The organism is Chryseobacterium endalhagicum (genome assembly GCF_016745235.1).
Lineage (GTDB): Bacteria > Bacteroidota > Bacteroidia > Flavobacteriales > Weeksellaceae > Chryseobacterium > Chryseobacterium endalhagicum.
The window spans coordinates 1,809,311-1,828,458 of sequence record NZ_JAELVM010000001.1 but is presented as its reverse complement, the minus strand read 5'-3'; the positions used below and the strand labels follow the sequence as shown (position 1 = coordinate 1,828,458).

The window sequence follows — 19,148 nt, the reverse complement described above, 5'->3', positions numbered from 1 at the left end:
GTTTATGCTTTCATCAATACTTGTTTTGACGATGATTTAAAGATTTAAAATTCTTATTATCAATATCTTATATTAATTCAGACAGGTCAAAATATAAATACTTGCAGCAGCCACCGAAGGCATGGAGAAATAGTTTTCCCCATTCTTAATTTTCCGAGATTATTGATCATCTGCAGTTTTTTATTGCAGTGAGTAATGAATTAATAATGATTTTCTTCCGATAAAGTACAGACCTGCCTGTCAGGAAGAAGAAGTAAGGATTAGATTTTGTTTTTTCATGATGTGATATTTGTTTTTTAGTTTTGGTATTGTTTTTCTTAGTGTTAATTGGCTCTGTTCTTTTCGTCCAGCTGTATTTGTTTAGTGTTGCTTTTTACATTCTTATTTCCAAAAGTATACGTCATGTTCAGCGTGAAACGTCTGGCATCGTAGTAATTGTTATAGTATTGGGTAAACTCATCATAGAAGATTTTCCCTTTACTTTGGGTTCCTTTAAAAATATCTTCTACCATCATATTGATTTTCAGCTTTTTTTCCATCAGTGAAAATCTTAACCCGGCAGAAAGACTTGAAATATTCCCTATATAAGTATTCCCTTGTTTATTAGGCAGATAGTGATAAAAATTCAATAAAAACAATACCGCTTTTTCTTTATTAAGGGTAAAGGTATTGTTGATGGTGTAATACATGGACAGCCCTTTCTGAGGTACCACTTCAGGAATTGATGATTCGGATTCCGAGTAGAAAGACACCACATTTGTGTTATTTTCCCACCATTTTGTAATATTGGTATAAAGGTTGGCACTCAATCCTGCGTCATACTGTGTCAGGTAGTTTCTGTAATTAACTTCCTTAATGCCATCCGCCACTGAAGTGATCCGCCCGTATCCGTTGATCGTTTTCTGCCCGTATACCGTTACAGAATATTTGTTCTTATACAGGTACGAAAACTCGATATTATGGTTATATGAAGGCGAAAGAAAAGGATTTCCGGTATAGAAAGAATAGGGATTGGAATACCATCTGAACGGATTCAGGGCGGTAAACCCCGGACGGTTGATCCTTTTTGAATAGTTGGCTGAAATGGTATTATTGTCATTCGGCTTATACTCTAAATAAGCCGAAGGAAAAAGCCTGCCATACTCATTCTTGTTTCTTTCATTCGCTGTTTTTGAATAGCCGTCAATAGTGGAATATTCATAACGGAGTCCAGCTTTTGCTGACCATTTCTTTCCCAGATCTTTTGACATACTCACGTACGCTGCGGCATTATTTTCCCGGTATTCAAAAACGTTGCTTCTGCTTTGATCCAAAATATAGTCATAGCCATTACCGGAGGAGAAATATTTCACATTTGAATCGTTCATGAAATGCGTAAACTTCAATCCGGTCTCAAGAGTACCCCATTTAAAAGGAAGATAAAGATCTCCCTGTCCTGATATAATCTGATAATCAAGGTTACTTACGTTTCTTATTCTCTGGACATTTGAATTCATATCATTCAATGTCTGGAAATGTACATCTGCATCCGGGCTGTTCGAGAAATAATTTCCGGCAATGCTTAATTTTTTTCCAAGAGAATCTATTTTATAATCATAATAAGCATTCAGTGAATGCGTCAGTATAGGCTTCCGGTGATCTGAAGTGGTCGTCAGCAGGGAATCCTGAATACTGTTTGTTTTATAGATGGATCTGTTGAAAATATCCATATCCGAATGGGACTTTGAAATATCATAGATCACCCCGATATTGGACTTTGGACTTAACTTATAATCAAGACTGAAATTCGCTCCAACACCTTTAAACTTATCTTTCCTTGTATCAGCACTCAGAATGGAATTTGGACCGATAATATCAATCAGCTCCACTGCCTTTGAAGGTCTGTCGTACTGTCTCAGCCTTAATGAACTGGTGATTTTATTGGAATTATAATTCAAGGTCACATTATTCGCATTTCCTACGTATGTGGTCTGAATATAGGACGAGCTCAAAATTCCGTTCCATCCCAATTTGGCATTTTTCTTAAGAACGATGTTCAGAATACCGCTGTTTCCCTGGGCTTCATACTTTGAAGGAGGCGTAGTGATAATTTCAACCTTAGCCACATCATCAGAACGCAGAGAACGCAGATAATTGATCAGATCCGTACCGCTGATGTTCAGCATTTTATCATTAACCATAACCGCAACACCACTTTTTCCGACGATAGAAATAGAGTTGTCACTTACAGAGAGCATGGGGGTTCCGGATAAAACCTGCGCCAGATCTGCTCCGCTTGAAAAGATGGAATTTTCTACATTGAAAACCGTACGGTCAATCTTTTTTTCAATTAACTTCTTTTTCTTTTCAAGGGTAATTTCCTTGATCTGCTGCAGTTCTTCTATTCGTATTTCATTCAAACGAAGATCGCCGTCAAGCTTTATATTCTTTGAATACAGTACGTCTTTGAACCTTTTGACCTGTAATATATAGGAATCTTTAGGCGCATTGATGATAAAACCACCTTTGGCATCGGTGATCTCACTTCTTATTTTAGCTGAATCCTGTTTTAGAAGCAGCACTTCAGCAAATTCCACAGGAGAATTTTCCTTATTCAGAATTCTGCCTGTAATATTGATGTTTTGTGCTGACAATGAATGGCCGGCTACTATTAAGCCAACCAACAGAATATATTTCATGGTTATTTGATATAATCATTGTAAATATAGAAATAATTTGAAAATATATCTAGCCGGAGTGAATAATAGAATAATTTAGAATTATTCTAAATTGATACTAACTTCTTCATATTCAATTACATTTTATCAATATCCATCACTTAACAAAATAAAGGTTAAAATTCAGCAATAAAGGAATGCATTACCTAGTAAATATTTTTTTCAATACAACCAATTACAAGTAAAATTTTTACAATAATTACAAAAACAAAGGACAAAAGAAGATTCTACATCCTGTTTTTAGCCTGTTTATTGAGTTTATATCAACCCACGAGCCCATGCTTTATCCATTTGCAAACGGATAATTCCGTATCTTTGTTAAAATTCGATTATGCAAAGGAACATCACAATTTTTGAGTTCCCTTTCAATCTTGGATTGAAAAAAAAGGAGCATGAAACCGAACCGGGTGTCAGAAAGCTTCCGGACTGGCTCAGACAATTTGATTTTCACAAAGAAATCAATCCCAGTACCGTTTTAAGCCTTGAAGCCCCCGAATATAAGATGGAACTTGATGCAGAATCGGGTGTTTTAAATGCAGATGCCGTTATTGATTATGCTCAGAAGCAGGCTGATCTTATCCTGAATAATTATCAGAAAGGTACATTCAATATCATGCTGGGCGGCGATTGCAGCATTTTGATTGGAACGGCTCTGGCTTTGAAGAAGCTTGGTAATTTTGGACTGTTTTATCTGGACGGGCATACCGATTTTATCCCGCCTTACCTTTCCGGAACCGCTGCCGCTGCAGGAATGGATCTTGCCATCATTACAGGAACCGGACATGGAAAATTAACCGATATTCAGGGACTGAAACCCTATTTTTTGGAAGAAAATATTTTCTGTGCCGGAAATGCGGAAACGGATGATGAAGAATATGTGGAACAGATCATTCATTCAGATATTCATTATTTTGATCTTCCCCGTCTCCTCCAAAATGGTTTTGGAAAAACAGCTGGAGATTTTCTGAAAATGGCGGAGAACAAAAATCTGGACGGCTTTTTTATCCACCTTGATGTTGATGTTTTAAAAGACGAACTGATGCCCGCTGTAGACAGCCGGATGGAAGAAGGTATTGATTATGAAAACCTCAGTGAAATTCTGAAACCCCTGCTCCATTCTCCTCTGTGTTTTGGAATAGAAATAACGATTCTGGATCCGGATTATGATCAGGACGGAACGTATACAAAGCCTTTTGTGAAAAATTTAATTCAAATTATAAAAAATAAAGAAGATTAATGAAGAAGACGATAAAAAGAACATTCAGAGTATCAAAGTATGTGATCTATAAAGAAACCCTAGTTGATTACAAAGAACATTTCTGGTCATTTCTGGGTGCGTTCGTAGGAATTGGAATCATTGCGTTCATCCAGTCCCATTCTCTTTCCGCTACTGAAAATATATTCCTGATCGGGTCTTTCGGGGCCTCCAGTGTTCTGATTTACGGAGCCATTCAAAGTCCTTTGGCGCAGCCCAGAAATCTTGTGGGCGGACATGTGATTTCTGCACTTGTTGGAGTTACAGTCTATAAGATCGTCCCGGATATTATCTGGCTTTCCGCACCTTTGGCCGTGGCCTTTTCTATTGTTCTGATGCAGTATACCAAAACGCTTCATCCGCCCGGAGGAGCCACAGCACTGATAGCCGTGAGTTCTACGGGGAAAATTCCGGAACTGGGTTACTGGTACGTTCTTTCACCAGTTTTGTCAGGCTGCATCATTCTTTTACTGGCTGCTCTTTTATTCAATAATATGACCCCGAACAGGAGCTATCCTACCCACAGCAGATTCAAGCGGTTATTAAGGAAAAAACACAGCCACCCACACAAACTGAAAAAATAAAAACATGAACTGTATTGAATGCGGCGAAAAAATTATCGGAAGATCTGATAAAAAATTCTGCAACGACGCCTGCCGGAATGCCTACAACAATAAGCAGAATAAAGATTCTACCAACCTGATGCGGAATGTGAACAACAAACTCCGTAAAAACTACCGCATCCTTCTGGAACTGAATACAGACGGAAAAGCAAAAATAGCCCGATCAAGGATGGACAGTTTAGGCTTTGATTTTGATTATTTTACCAACCTCAAAGTTTATAAAAATGGCTCCGAATACAGATTTATTTACGATTACGGCTATAAATTTCTGGAAGATGATTTTATTCTGATCGTCAAAAGCCAGACCTTATAATTTTACACCAATTCCAAATACAAGATTATGAAAGAAATAGTTCTGATAACCGGTGCCGGAGGAATGATCGCCCGCGAGCTGTCTAAAAAGTTAGGAAACGAATATACCGTAAGATTTCTCACCAGAAAGAAAAAGCATGACCAGGATTTTGAATGGGATGTTAAAAACAAAAAAATTGATGAAGCCGCATTGGACAATGTTTCCCACATCATCCATCTGGCCGGAGCCAATATCTCTGAGAAACGCTGGACCAAAGAAAGAAAACAGGAACTGATCTCCAGCCGTGTAGATTCTGCAGGGCTTCTTTTGGAAACGGTAAGAAAGAAAAATATCAGGCTTAATTCCTTTATTTCTGCTTCAGGAATCAATTATTATGGAACTGTAACGACTGATAAAATTTACACGGAAAATGATCCTCCCGGGAATGATTTCCTGAGCGAAGTGGTGGTTTTATGGGAAAGAGCGGCAGATGATTTTAAAGAACAGAATCTCGCTGAACGGGTGGTTAAAATACGTACAGCCGTTGTACTTTCCAAAGAAGACGGAGCGTTAAAAAAAATGGTTCCTACGATCCTGTACGGCATTGGTTCAGCATTAGGAAGCGGTAAGCAGTATATGCCATGGATTCACATTGAAGATATCTGCTCCATTTATGAAACAGCTTTGAAAAATTCAGCGATGGATGGAGCCTACAATGCCGTTGCTCCCCAGCATACGACCAATGAAAATTTAACGGAAAAAATTGCTGAAGTCCTAAAGAAACCTTTATTTATGCCGAATGTTCCGGCTTTTGTTCTGAAACTGATATTCGGAGAACTGGCAGATGCCTTACTGGAAGGATCGAGAGCTTCATCGCAAAAAATTCAGGATACGGGTTTTCAGTTTAAATTTCCTGACCTGAAGAAAGCTCTGGAGAACTTATTAAGACCCTGATCCATGAATGAAAGTTTGATTTTAAAGAATATATCCCGCCATATTTCGCTCAGCAATGAGGAAACCTCTTACTTTCTTTCTCTGTTAAAAGAGAAAAAAATTCAAAAAAAAGAAACGATTCTGAAACAGGAACAGCTTTGCAGAGAAATAAGCTTTGTTCAGTCCGGTGTTCTGCGTGCTTTTTATCTGGACCCATCCGGCAAGGAATCTACCATTATGTTTGCTGTGCCCGACTGGTGGATCACGGATATGTTCTGCTTCATCCATCAGAAACCGGCCATGCTGACTATTGAGGCTCTGGAAGAAAGTACAGTGCTCCAGCTGCAGAAAGAAAATCTCGATAAACTTTATATAAAAGTGCCTAAATTTGAGAAATTTTTCAGGATCATGATGCAGAATGCTTATATAAGGGAACAGCTGAGAACCATAGAAAATCTTTCGCTTACGGCTGAGGAACGTTATCATGCATTTCTTCAGAAGTATCCGCTTGCCGCAGAAAGAATCACCCAGAAACAGATTGCTTCCTATCTGGGAATTACCCCTGAATTTTTAAGCACTATAAAAACCAGTAAGCAAAAATCTGAAGGCTCTTAATCTATCTTATTTTTTTCAGAGGATAAGTTCCTTTATTTTACTCAAAAAAAAAATTATGCTCATACTTATTGCAGGTCCATACAGAAGCGGAACCAATGATGATCCGGCCTTAATCAGCCAAAACCTTCATAACCTGGAAGCGGCCGCTCTTCCCATTTTCAGAAAAGGTCATATTCCAATTATTGGAGAATGGCTTGCTCTGCCTTTAATCCATCTTGCAGGTTCCACCCGGATCGGGGATGACGCCTGGCAGGAAATCCAGTATCCCGTTGCCCACCGCCTCCTTGAAAAGTGTGATGCCGTTCTCAGAATAGAAGGTGCCTCAAAAGGTGCGGATGAAGATGTGAGAATCGCAAAAGAAAGAGGTTTAACCATTTATTATAATACAGAAGATATTCCCAATGCAGAATCCTGAGATCAACATTATTAACACAGAAATCCTTTCTGACAACTGGTATACTTTAAATAAAGTCACCTACAGCATCGTAAAAAAAGACGGAACTACAGAAACCCAGAGCAGAGAAGCCTATGACAGAGGAAACGGCGCTGTTATTTTGTTGTACAACAAAGTTTCCGGTACGGTGATCCTTACCAGACAGTTCAGACTCCCCACTTTCATCAACGGAAACACGACCGGAATGCTCATTGAAGCTTGTGCAGGACTGTTGGATAACGATAATCCCGAAGAATGCATCAAAAGAGAAACTGAAGAGGAAACCGGCTACAAAATTTCAAAAGTGGAGAAAATATTTGAAGCTTATATGTCACCGGGTTCCGTAACGGAAATCCTGCATTTCTTTATCGCGGAATATTCTTCTGAAATGAAGATCAATGACGGCGGCGGTCTGGAAGATGAAGGAGAAAATATTGAGGTGCTGGAACTTCCTTTTGAAGAAGCCCTTCAAATGATCGGCAACGGAAAAATCATGGATGCCAAAACCATTATGCTGCTGCAGCATTTACGTCTTAAAAACATTATTTAAAATGAAAAAAATATTTCCCGCTCTGGTACTGCTTAGCCTGATCTGTTGTAAAAAAGAACAGCAAAAGGAAACTCAGGCACCCGCCAAAAAAGAAACCGCTGCCACGACCAAGCCTGAAGTTGCAAAAGATGCAGAATATGCAGAATTTAAGCCTGAAACGGTTCAGGGATTAAAGATCAAAGGTTTTGATGTAAATTCAGCATTTTCTGTTGAAGGTCATACTGTAGTTTCCGGAACCTACGAGTATCCTGACGGAAATATTACCCTCCCTGACACCGAAAAAGACTGGGGCAAAAGACTTTTACTTCTGAATAACAAAAACGAAATCCTCTATCAATCGCCCGGAAATGGTGAAGCTTATCTTTATGAACCTCATTTTTACAGGAACAGTGAAAACGGGAACGTCATTATTGTCTGCCAGCTGGCCTATGAATATTTCTTTGGCGGTGATGCTTTTTTATTGGAAAACGGGAAAATAAAATACCTGGGAAATCTGGATATTGAGCCTGACAATGAAGAGAAAGGCGTAACAGATATTTTAAAAATTAAAGAATCTAAAGATGGGATTTCTTTTACTTTTGAGGCAGATTCATTAGTCCTGAAACCCGGAAGTGAAGATATTAAAATTAAAAATAATGGTGTGAAATACCTTTATGATGGTCAATCATTGAAATTATATCAGTAAAAACGGCGGAAAATTAGTTTAAAGAAATTAAAATAAATTCTTTGTTTTCCTTTGCGCTTAATAACCACAAAGTTTTATGGATAAGATTATTTTTTTAAGGTAAACAAAGGCATTTCATTTAAAAAGGAAATACAACTCATTATACCAATACTAATCAAATGAATTAAATCAATTTAATCGTTATTTATATCCTGATATTTTTTAAAACCTTATTCAGCAGGATGGTGAGGGTTTGTAATTCCGTCTTGTCTAAAACTATCGAAACCTGATCGGCTACTCTTTTCCGGAAATCCTCAGAATTGTTGATGAGAAACTTACCCTTTTCTGTGGCCGTAAGGTTAAATATCCTTCTGTCTGAAGTACTCTGCTTCTGTTCTATGAGATCATTTTGAATTAAAAATCTGATCTGTTTCGACACTGCAGCCTGGCTTACATTAAAGGCTTTAGAGAGCTGCTTTCCGGTGACTTCATCTTTTCGATAAATATATTCTATGATATTGTAATGCGTTGCTGTAACCCCATTGATATTTCCTTTATTCATATTGGCCAGAATAAAACACTGTAAATCCGTAAACGTATCAAAAAAATAATCTTCCTGCTGTTTCATGAAAAATACTTAACTTAGTTAACTATTAACAAAGTTAATGAAAATATTATGAAAGAGATTATTATTACCCACGCCCGACAGAATAATTTAAAGAATATTTCATTACGCATCCCAAAGAATAAGATCACGGTCTTTACCGGAGTTTCCGGATCCGGGAAATCATCTTTGGTGTTTGAAACCATTGGAGCTGAAGCCCAGCGGCAGATCAACGAGACCCAAAACAGCTTTATCAGAAACCGCTTGCAGCATTTCGGAGTTCCCAACGTTGATAAAATCGAGAATCTGAATGTTCCTTTTATTATCAATCAAAAAAGACTGGGAGGAAATGCCCGCTCAACAGTGGGAACGGTTACAGATATTTATGCTTCCCTCCGGCTGCTTTTTTCCAGGATTGGAAAACCATTTGTCGGTTATTCCAACGTATTTTCCTTCAACAATCCCCAGGGAATGTGCCGTGAATGTGAAGGATTGGGCTATGTACAGACCGTAAACACAGACACCCTTTTTGATAAAAATAAATCGCTGAATGAAGGTGCTATACAGTTTCCTACATTTCAGCCCGGCGGCTGGCGGCTGACCCGGTATATTCATTCAGGCTATTTCGATAACGACAAAAAGCTCAGGGACTTTACTGAAAACGAATGGGAAATCCTGCTGAATGCAGAAGAACATGCTCCCCCAAAACCATCCAAGGAATGGGGAAAAACCGTAAAATATAAAGGAGTCATCCCAAGAATTGAAAACTCATTTCTAAAAAAGGATTCAAAAGAAAATATAACCAGAAAAGATACTTTAAAGAAAGTCATCATTACCAAAGAATGCCCTGTCTGCAAAGGACAGCGTCTCAATTCAAAAGTATTGTCCTGCAAAATAAAGGGTAAAAATATTGCAGACTGTACTGCCCTGTCCATCGATGATTTACTCATCTTTATTCAAAAAATTCCCTCTGAAACCTATGTTTCCGTTATTCAGGAACTTGAAAAAAAGCTTCAGAACCTCATTGACATCGGTTTGCAGTATCTTACCCTGGACAGACAAACAGACACGCTTTCGGGAGGGGAATCTCAGCGGATAAAGATGGTAAAACAGCTCGGAAACAGCCTTGTAGATCTGTTGTATATTTTCGATGAACCCAGTATCGGCCTGCATCCGAAAGATATTGACCATATTGTGGACATCATCAAAAAAATCAGGGATAAAGGAAATACCGTCCTGATTGTGGAGCATGATCCGGATCTCATTAAAATAGCCGATCTCATCATCGATATGGGACCCGGTTCGGGAAAAAACGGAGGTGAAATGATGTACCAGGGAACCTTTAATCATTTAAAAAACGCTAAAGGCAAAACAGCCAGCTACTTCAGTAAAGAAAGGGTTTACAATACAAATCCCAGACAGGGAAAGGGGTTTCTTGAAATTAAAAACGGTCAGCTTCATAATTTAAAAAATGTCAGTGTAAAAATACCCACCGGAATCATGAATGTCGTAACCGGTGTTGCAGGCTCCGGAAAAAGCACCTTGATCAATAAAATTCTTCCGTTATTCTATCCTCAGGTAACCGTAGTGGATCAATCTGTTTTCACAGCGAGCAGCCGCTCAAATCTTTTAACCTACCTTAATCTTTCCAATGCTGTAAGAAAGCTTTTCTCCAATGCCAATAAGGTCTCTGAAAAACTTTTCAGCAGAAACGGAGAAGGTGCCTGCCCCAATTGCAGAGGATTGGGTATTGAAAAAATAGACCTTGCTTTCATGGATGATATTGAACAGCCTTGTGAAGTCTGCAACGGATCCGGATACAAACCAGAAGTTTTAAAATATCAGTATCAGGAAAAAAGCATCGCTGATATTATGAATATGACCGTTCTGGAAGCTCTGAAATTTTTTCCAAAATCCGGTTTTGAGCAGGAATTCAGCCTGCTGATTAAATTAGGTCTGGATTATCTGACGCTGGGACAAAGGCTGGACAGCTTTTCAGGCGGTGAAAGACAACGTTTAAAGCTGACTAAGGAACTGAAACATACTGATCAGATTATTGTCCTGGATGAACCCAGTACCGGACTTCACCCTATTGACAATGAAAAACTCCTATCTTTTTTCGAAGAGCTGGTTAATAAAGGAAATACGCTCATCGTTATTGAACATAATCTGGACATCATTGCCCAGGCCGACTGGATTATTGATATCGGTCCCGGAGCAGGAAAGCTCGGCGGGAAAATCGTATTCGAGGGAACTGTAGAAAGCTTACTGTCAGCCAGAAATTCTGCGACCTCTATTTATTTAAAGAAACATCTGAAAGGCAAATAATTTTTCTGCATAAGATTGAAACAGTAATTTCAGGTTTATTGGTGATCTCTTTATTTTAAGGGATTTTTAAAGGGCTCTTGAAAAAGAAATATTAATTTTGCACTTAAATAAAATACCTGCATAAGGGTAACTCATTAAAATTACATCAGTAAAAATGGCGGAAAAACTAAAATCTCTTTTATCAAATTTTTATATCCGGCTTTTTATGATACTGATTCCGATATTTTGTTTCGATAGTTTTGTATTACAGCCATTTCTAAAAGATCATTATCTGGAGCAGGATCTGCGTAATTTTAAAGACAATTCATGGAAATATATATTGATTACTTTTGCCATTATCATAGTTGTTGCAGCCATTTTTGTAGGGGTCAGAAAAATTTCTGAATTCATTGCTGTTTGTTTCATCTCAGGAGCTATTGTTATAGGATTTAAAAGTACTTTTACCCGTATTTTTCTTTTTATTAACACTAAGACAGAGCATTCCCGGGTGATCCAGACATACGAAGTCATTAATCATAAGGAATCTCAGGTATTATGGCTGGATGCGGGCGAAAAAAAATCAATTCATGATCATAATGAAATAGAATTGATTGATAAAAAGAGAAAATCCCTTGGTCTACAATCAATTTCTCAACATAAAACCAATGATACTATACACGTTATTTACAAAAAAAGTATTTTTAACGTAAATTATCTTGATTAAAAACGCCAAATAATAAAATTCATGAAAAAAGCAATATTCATCCTTTCTATGGCTTTATCTGCTACAGTCTGGGGACAGAAAACCGGCAATCTGGTGCTGTACAGTTACCAGACCTTCAACTGTGACAGTAAAGGCTATTTTGATCCCGGAAAGTACAAAAAAGAAGAGATAGACGGGGTTTACAAGCTTCTTTATACCTTCAGCGGGGTACATTTCGACAACCATACTGTTTTTAAACTGTCGGATCTTGAAGATGTAAGAAAAAATAAAAACCAATACCTGCAGGAGCTGGAAAAACAGTACCAGGAAAAGAAAAAGGAGCTGTACGGACTTAAAGTGATCAACCTTCCGGAATGGAAAAAACTGCATCAGGAAACCATTCAGATTTTTGAAAATGAATATCAGCTGAAAAAAGAAGAACTTAATGCTTTTTCAGATCCTTCATCCCTGAAAAACAGTAAATTTTACAGTACCTGCAAAGAATATATTGATGCAGTAACTTCTCCCGACAAGCAGAAAATGTATGATGCCTGGGAAAAATTTGTACATGCGAGAAGTAAGAACAATTCTGATCCGCAATCTGTCATTACAAAGCTTAATGACCATCTCAATGATCTTCAAAAAGATGATTATGCACTGACAGACCTCATCGGTTTAGGCTTTTACAACTGCGCCAACGAAAGCTTCAGACCGGATGCTGATATGGAAGGAACGCTTTACAAAAAGTTTGATAAAATCTTTAGCAAGCTGAAGCAGGATTGTGATGAGCCGTAAAATTAATTTAATGATTCAATAATTTAAGAATTTAAAGATATAATGGCAGTATCCGTTGGGGTACTGCTTTTTTTATTAATCTGAGTCCTGGATAAGACATTTCTGTTTTTATAATCGTGTAAGGAAGTCTAAAACACAAAGACAGAAATACAATCTGGTTTTGGTAGTTTTTTATATTTCAACATATTTAAAGGTACCTGTTTAATATTTGAGGTTCACCAGTAACTTCAAGCCTCCATCTTCCATCTTCCTGCCTTTCAATCTTAATTTCTTAACCCGAGCTCAGCTTTTTTTAATAAAATTTGATGTAGTTTTGATCTTATCTAAATCACGAATTTATTTTTCACATGAAAAAATCGATCCTCAGCATAAGTCTTTGTCTTATTACCTCTGTTTTATCTGCACAGACCGAAGAAAAACAAAATCATCAACAGGTTAATCAGGTTTCAGAAGCAGATCATGATAAGGCTTTTGAACAATGGATGAAAGAAAATAAAATTCCCATGCTGGGTCTGGGTATTATTAAAAACGGAAAGCCGGAAAAACAAAAAGTGTATGGAGAATTCCGCAGCATGAGTCCTGCTCCTCAAAATACTTTATTCAATGTAGCATCGCTCACTAAGCCGGTGACAGCTATTGTAGCCTTAAAACTGGTCAGTGCCGGAAAATGGAATCTCGATGAACCGCTCAGCAACTACTGGACGGATCCGGATATTGCACAGGATCCCAGAAACAAAAAGCTGACCACCCGTATAATTCTGAGCCATCAGACCGGATTTCCCAACTGGAGATGGATGAATCCTGATAAAAGACTGAATTTCCAGTTTGACCCGGGAACGAAATACCAATATTCCGGGGAAGGGTTTGAATATCTGAGAAAAGCTTTGGAGAAGAAATTTAATAAAAATCTGAACCAGCTGGCGGAAGAACTTATTTTTCACCCTTTAAAGATGGAAGACACCTCTTACATCTGGGATGAACAAAAGGATGCCTCCAGGTTTTCAGAGGGCTACGATAAGGATGGAAAAATGTACCCAACCGTTAAAACAACAACACCCAACGCTGCAGATGACCTGATAACAACCATTTCAGATTACAGCCGCTTTTTAATCAGTGTGATGAATGGCGACGGACTTTCCAAAAAGGTTTTTAATGATATGAAAACCGGTCAGGTCGTTACGAAAAAAGGAAAATCTTTCGGGCTGGGTTTTGAAATTTATGATCTGGGCGACGGCAGTTCCGCATGGTCTCATGGCGGAGCGGACGAGGGAGTACGGACGATTTTCTTTATTTTTCCAAAATCAAAAGACGGAATTGTAATCTTCACGAATGTTGATGACGGCTATAAAGTATATGAAAAACTTCTGACGGAGTATTTTGGAGATTATGGCAGGAAGGTTGTGGAGATTGAAACGAAGTAAACCTTCAGGTTCTTACTTAAAAATCAATAAAAATCATAAACCTGTCTTCTTCAATGAAAAGAAATACCTTACTACCCATCATTCTTCTCCTCTTTCTTACATCCTGCAGTTACAGTGAAAAGCAGCAGGCCGTCATTGAGAAAATTACTAAAAAAAATGAAGCCAGATTCGATGAAGGATTCAGGAAAAATCTGCTGGATGAGTTTTCCAAAGGAGATATCATCAGACTTTCTTCCGATGAAAATCCGGAGCTAGCCCTGTATTTTTATCGCGTTCTGCTTGAAAAATATCCTGAGGAATGTTTTGATGTTCTCATGAAAAATCTGGACAACAAAAAACAATCTGTCATCAGTACCAGCTATGATACCCTTAATGAAATGACTGTTCCGGAAGCTATGATGTTCTGGGAAAGCCAAAAAAATATATTCACAAAAGACCAGAAAAAGAAACTGTTTGAAACCATTCTTGCTGATATTGAACATAGAACACACCTCGATGGTTATATTTTTATGTATCTGCTAGATCACGAGAAAAATCCGGACCCTGCGTACTATCCTGCTATCAAAAAAATGATAACAAAAGGAGCTAATCATTATATGGGAAACTTTGCACTGCTCAATTATTTCACCAATTACAACAAACCGGAAGACAGCCTGATCATTAAAGATTTCCTGAAGAAAAATATTTCTGAAGACAGCGATATCCATATGAATATCTCCGTGGAATATATCAGAAAACATCCTAAACCTTCTTATCTGTCTATTTTACAGGAATTTTATGATAAAAGAGTAAAGGGAGAAAAAATTCAGGCTAATAACAGCTTTTTTGAACTTGAAGATCTGACTAAAGCCACTCTTCAATATAAAACTGAAAGCGCAAAAAAACTAATGAATGATATTGCTTACAAAACATCATTTACCGCTTCTAAAAATAATATTGCAGCCAAAGAACACATCTACTATTTGCTTAAAAAATACGACACCTCTGATTATTTCTCAGAAATAACGAATGATTTTGAGAAAAAAGCAGACAAAGTAAAGCTTGATTCCTTAACAGCCTGGCACAAGCGCTGGGATCGGCATATGCAATAAACCCATGTTATCACAAACAATAACAAGTAATTGGATGTTTTCTCCACTCCTTTCCGGTTCCAAATAAATTAATAATGAATAAGTTATGATTTTGTAAATTAAATTCCTTAATTTTGCACCCCGAAATAAGGAATCAGATATGAAAAGAGTTGGTGAACACAGAAAGCTTCTTGGGGTTGATAAAACCGTTACTTTAAAGGAGTTAAAAACAATTTACAGAAATACGATGAAAGATTCGCATCCTGATAAATTTATTAATGACGAAGCCGGAAAGCTGGAGGCAGAAGAAAAAAGCAAATCTGTGATTGAAGCCTATCACTTTTTGGTAAGTATCAACCCGGAAACGCAGGAAAAATACAAAGAGGAATATACTGAAACGATTACAAAATCTAATATTCAGGATTTTTATCTTGAAAAAGCAGTTTTGAAAGTTCAGCATCTGAACGGAAATATGTACGAATATATTGGGGTTCCAAGAAATACGTACATTAAAATGGTTAATTCCGATTCACCAAGCCGTTTTGCAAGAAGACATATTTACGGAAGTTTTATCTACAGAAAAGCCGGTGAGGCGATGGCAGATTAATTTTCCACCTACAAGATAATAGAGGCTTTCAGTTCATTCTGGAAGCTTTTTTATTGAGTTTTTGTTGGAAATCGCAAAGACGCAAAGTTTTTCATTATTAAAGCTGTTTTAAGGCGCGAGAAAATCAAAGATTTTCAGCTCATCTGTATGCTGGAATATGTCTCAATGGCATTCAATTTTATCTTCGATAAAATCCTTGCGTCTTTTCCACAGTATTTTTATAAATAATCTTTGCGTCCTAGCGTTAATCCAACAACTTTCAGGTTTATGATTCAAATTGGTGACTTCGAGGAATTCAGTACCAATTTTTAAATCAAAAAAAGCGCATCAGAAATCTGATGCGCTTTTAGGTTAATTGAGGTTAAATATTTTATTCTACGTGTTTCGGGGTGTATCCGTCTTCACTTAGTTCTTTATGTACGTATTCAGCTTTCATTTCAGCTTCGTAGTCTACTTTTTCACCTTTGCCCATTCTTCTTAGAATAGAATCAAATAATGAATACACTACCGGTACAATGATCAGCGTCAGGAATAATGATGATGTCAAACCACCGATAATTACCCAGGCCAATCCGTTGTTCATCTCTGCTCCTGCTCCTTTTGCAATCGCAATCGGGATCATACCGAAGATCATCGCAATCGTTGTCATCAGGATCGGACGAAGACGGGCATGGTTCGCCTGAATCAAAGCGTCATGGGTATTGGCCCCTGCTTCTTTTCTCATATTCGCAAAGTCAACGATCATAATCGCGTTCTTCGCTACCAAACCAATCAACATGATCATCCCCAGCATTGTAAAGATATTCAATGAGTTTCCTGTGATGGCAAGGATAACCATTACCCCGATCAATGCCAGAGGAATAGAGAACAATACCACGAACGGATATACAAATGAGTCATACAGTGAAACCATTACCAGGTAAACCAATACGATAGCGGCCATCAAGGCAATTCCTAACGTACCGAAACCTTCAGTCTGGTTTTCCATATCACCACTCCAGATATAGCTTACTCCAGCCGGTTTGGTCTTCTCGTTCTCCATAAACTGAGCGGCCCATTCGTTGGCAACGTCTCCCACAGGACGACCTACCACTTTAGATTTTACCTTTACAGAAGGTGATTTATCTCTACGTTCAAGCAAACTCGGTCCTGAACCCATTTTTACATCTGCAAACTGGCTCAGTCTGATCTGCTCACCCTGAGGGTTTGTAAACATCAGGTTTCTTACGTCATCAATAGACTTTCTGTTCGCATCACCAAAACGGATGTTGATATCATATTCATATTCTCCGGCTCTGAATTTTCCGTCTGTATTTCCACTGAATGCAGTCTGCATCGTTTGTCCTACACTGGAAAGATTTAAGCCTAAAGACGCCATTTTATCTCTGTCGATATTCACCTGAACTTCCGGGTTTCCAGAGTCAGTAGATAATTCTGCATCCACAGAACCGGGAACTTTTTTAAGCAATTCAAGAATTCTGTTCGCTTCTTTGTTCGCCGTTTCGTTATCCTGAGCTGTCACTACCATTTCAATCGGTGCATTATCTGCTCCCATTAATCCGATTGGTGCCGTTTTAAACTCAACACCTGTGAATTTCTCTTCTAAAGCTCTCTTGATTTTTGCAGACTTGATATCCGTGCTTTCATTACGCTCAGATTTATCTACCAAAATCACCTGAATCTCTGACTGATACAATGTAGCCTGTGCCCCGCCAAAACCTGATGACTGCTGACCCACCGTGGTGATCATATCCACTACATCTTTATCATTTCTAAGGTATCTTTCAACCGCTAAAGTAATCTGATTGGTTTTTTCTACGGAAGCATCTTTTGGTAATTCCATCTGAACAAGGAACTGGCCTCTGTCCATTTTAGGGAAGAATTCACCACCGATAAATCCAAAAGCCACCAGCATGAATGAAGAAATCAGGATAATGAATGTTACAACCACTGTCATAATTCTTCTTAACGTCGTTTTTAAAGCCCACTCCAGAATTCCTGTGATCCAGTGCGTGAATTTTTCCAATTGCTTTTCAAACCAAAGGATAAATTTCTCAAAAGGATTTTTACCTGTCAGATGCACCAGTTTACCATATCTTGAAGATAACCAAGGAATGATGGTAAATGAAGCCAATAACGAGAATAATGTCGCAATAACAACCGTGACACAGAACTGTGCAAGGATATCAGAAACCAACCCTGAACTCATCGCAATCGGTAAGAATACCACCACGATTACTAAGGTAATAGCGGTTACCGTAAATCCAATTTCCGAAGCTCCGTCAAAGGCTGCACGGATTCTGCTTTTTCCCATCTCCATGTGACGGTAAACGTTCTCCAGTACTACAATCGCATCATCCACAAGAATACCCACAACCAATGAAAGTCCTAGTAAACTCATCAGGTTCAGGGTATATCCCATCAGATACATTCCAATTACCGTTGCAATCAATGACATCGGAATAGAAACCATTACAATAAATGCGTTTCTGATGTTATGAAGGAACAATAGCATTACTACAGCTACCAGTATAATCGCCAGGAATAAATCGAAAATTACGTGGTCTGCAGCTTCAAGCGTAAAGTCTGTTGAGTCATCTACGGTATTGATTTTAATTGCCTGCGTTTGATAATCTTTCTGAACATTATCAATTGTTTTCTGAATAGCTTCCGAAACGGAAACCGCATTGGCATCAGACTGCTTTTTAACCTGAAGTAAGATCGTTGAATTCTGGTTGTATCTTGCCACTTTCTCTACATCTTTCTGTGTATCGAAAACGGTTGCAATATCAGACAGACGAACCTGAGCTCCATTTTTATTGGAAACCACAAGGCTGTTCATCTCATCTACACTTTTATATTTTCCGGAAAGTCTGATCGTAGATCTTGAAGTTCTTGTCTTCAAAGCTCCCGTCGGGAAATCCAGGTTGGAGGAAAGAATGGCCTGCTGTACATCTGCAATGGCAATACCATACCCCTGCATTTTCTTTTCATCTAAATTCACCTGAATCTCTCTCTCCTGTCCACCTACTAGGTCAACCTGAGCCACACCGTTTACACGGGAGAAAATAGGCTCTATCTTTTTATCTAAAAGGTCATAAAGATCTTTATTATTCAGCTTGTTACTGGAAATACTCAACGTCATGATCGGAAGATCATCCAATGAGAATTTTTGTAAAGATGGTGGATCTGCATCATCCGGAAGGTCTGCCAGAATAGCATTTACCTTTCTCTGAGCATCATTCAAAGCGTAGTTTACATCGGCACCGGTATTCAGCTGAACCATGATGACCGATAAACTTTCGTAAGATGAAGATTCTACTTTTTTTACGTTTTCCAGGGAACCTACGGCATCTTCAATCTTTCGGGTTACCGAAGTTTCCACCTCAGCAGGCGAAGCTCCCGGATATACCGTAGAAATGGTTACCATATTGGTTTCAAACTTCGGAATCAACTCGTACCCCATCATGGAGTAACTTAATAAACCTCCCAACGTAAGTATCGTAAACAATACGATAACCAGGGACGGCCTTTTAATGGATATTTCTGCTAACTTCAT

17 protein-coding genes are annotated in these 19,148 nt (G+C 38.2%); 14 read left to right on the top strand and 3 right to left on the bottom strand.

Going from position 1 to position 19,148, the window contains the following annotated elements; all coding sequences use genetic code 11:
- Positions 1 to 323: 323 nt before the first annotated feature.
- On the bottom strand, positions 324 to 2,678 hold the full coding sequence (locus JET18_RS07985) for an outer membrane beta-barrel family protein (protein ID WP_202090083.1): 2,355 nt from the start codon (positions 2,676 to 2,678) through the stop codon (positions 324 to 326).
- 370 nt (positions 2,679 to 3,048) lie between these two features.
- Here JET18_RS07985 and JET18_RS07980 point away from each other — a divergent pair, with 370 nt between their 5' ends.
- Genes JET18_RS07980 through JET18_RS07945 form a run of 8 tightly spaced genes read left to right on the top strand, consistent with a single transcriptional unit; the run spans position 3,049 to position 8,103 of the window.
- Positions 3,049 to 3,954 (top strand): arginase family protein, encoded by a 906-nt coding sequence (locus JET18_RS07980; protein ID WP_202090082.1) that lies wholly within the window; start codon positions 3,049 to 3,051, stop codon positions 3,952 to 3,954.
- Positions 3,954 to 4,556 carry an HPP family protein gene (locus tag JET18_RS07975; RefSeq protein ID WP_202090081.1) on the top strand — a complete coding sequence of 201 codons (603 nt, stop codon included), beginning with the start codon at positions 3,954 to 3,956 and terminating at the stop codon, positions 4,554 to 4,556. Before JET18_RS07980 ends, JET18_RS07975 begins: the two co-directional genes overlap by 1 nt.
- 4 nt (positions 4,557 to 4,560) lie before the next feature.
- Positions 4,561 to 4,908: a DUF2116 family Zn-ribbon domain-containing protein gene (locus JET18_RS07970; protein WP_202090080.1), complete on the top strand. Its 348-nt coding sequence runs from the start codon at positions 4,561 to 4,563 to the stop codon at positions 4,906 to 4,908.
- A gap of 27 nt (positions 4,909 to 4,935) precedes the next feature.
- Positions 4,936 to 5,841, top strand: coding sequence for a TIGR01777 family oxidoreductase (locus tag JET18_RS07965; RefSeq protein WP_202090079.1), 906 nt, complete (start codon positions 4,936 to 4,938; stop codon positions 5,839 to 5,841).
- Between the two features lie 3 nt (positions 5,842 to 5,844).
- Positions 5,845 to 6,435, top strand: a complete 591-nt coding sequence (locus JET18_RS07960) for a Crp/Fnr family transcriptional regulator (RefSeq protein ID WP_202090078.1) — start codon at positions 5,845 to 5,847, stop codon at positions 6,433 to 6,435.
- A gap of 55 nt (positions 6,436 to 6,490) precedes the next feature.
- A complete protein-coding gene (locus JET18_RS07955) occupies positions 6,491 to 6,850 on the top strand; it encodes a DUF4406 domain-containing protein (protein ID WP_202090077.1) in 360 nt (119 codons plus the stop codon).
- Positions 6,837 to 7,418: a GDP-mannose pyrophosphatase NudK gene (gene nudK / locus JET18_RS07950; RefSeq protein ID WP_202090076.1), complete on the top strand. Its 582-nt coding sequence runs from the start codon at positions 6,837 to 6,839 to the stop codon at positions 7,416 to 7,418. Before JET18_RS07955 ends, nudK begins: the two co-directional genes overlap by 14 nt.
- A gap of 1 nt (position 7,419) precedes the next feature.
- Complete coding sequence (locus JET18_RS07945; RefSeq protein WP_202090075.1) at positions 7,420 to 8,103, top strand: hypothetical protein; 684 nt, start codon at positions 7,420 to 7,422, stop codon at positions 8,101 to 8,103.
- A gap of 184 nt (positions 8,104 to 8,287) precedes the next feature.
- Here JET18_RS07945 and JET18_RS07940 read toward each other — a convergent pair whose 3' ends face one another.
- Positions 8,288 to 8,710: a MarR family winged helix-turn-helix transcriptional regulator gene (locus JET18_RS07940; RefSeq protein WP_202090074.1), complete on the bottom strand. Its 423-nt coding sequence runs from the start codon at positions 8,708 to 8,710 to the stop codon at positions 8,288 to 8,290.
- A gap of 48 nt (positions 8,711 to 8,758) precedes the next feature.
- Here JET18_RS07940 and JET18_RS07935 point away from each other — a divergent pair, with 48 nt between their 5' ends.
- The 6 genes from JET18_RS07935 to JET18_RS07910 all read left to right on the top strand — a co-directional run bounded on the left by JET18_RS07935 (position 8,759) and on the right by JET18_RS07910 (position 15,589).
- Complete coding sequence (locus tag JET18_RS07935) at positions 8,759 to 11,014, top strand: ATP-binding cassette domain-containing protein (protein WP_202090073.1); 2,256 nt, start codon at positions 8,759 to 8,761, stop codon at positions 11,012 to 11,014.
- A 205-nt stretch (positions 11,015 to 11,219) separates the two neighbouring features.
- Positions 11,220 to 11,717, top strand: a complete 498-nt coding sequence (locus JET18_RS07930; RefSeq protein ID WP_202090072.1) for a hypothetical protein — start codon at positions 11,220 to 11,222, stop codon at positions 11,715 to 11,717.
- Positions 11,718 to 11,738: 21 nt separating this feature from the next.
- Positions 11,739 to 12,491, top strand: a complete 753-nt coding sequence (locus JET18_RS07925; protein ID WP_202090071.1) for a hypothetical protein — start codon at positions 11,739 to 11,741, stop codon at positions 12,489 to 12,491.
- Between the two features lie 347 nt (positions 12,492 to 12,838).
- On the top strand, positions 12,839 to 13,912 hold the full coding sequence (locus tag JET18_RS07920) for a serine hydrolase domain-containing protein (RefSeq protein ID WP_202090070.1): 1,074 nt from the start codon (positions 12,839 to 12,841) through the stop codon (positions 13,910 to 13,912).
- A 53-nt stretch (positions 13,913 to 13,965) separates the two neighbouring features.
- A complete protein-coding gene (locus tag JET18_RS07915; protein WP_202090069.1) occupies positions 13,966 to 15,003 on the top strand; it encodes a hypothetical protein in 1,038 nt (345 codons plus the stop codon).
- Between the two features lie 139 nt (positions 15,004 to 15,142).
- Positions 15,143 to 15,589, top strand: a complete 447-nt coding sequence (locus JET18_RS07910; RefSeq protein WP_202090068.1) for a KTSC domain-containing protein — start codon at positions 15,143 to 15,145, stop codon at positions 15,587 to 15,589.
- 370 nt (positions 15,590 to 15,959) lie between these two features.
- Here JET18_RS07910 and JET18_RS07905 read toward each other — a convergent pair whose 3' ends face one another.
- Positions 15,960 to 19,148, bottom strand: a complete 3,189-nt coding sequence (locus JET18_RS07905; RefSeq protein ID WP_202090067.1) for an efflux RND transporter permease subunit — start codon at positions 19,146 to 19,148, stop codon at positions 15,960 to 15,962.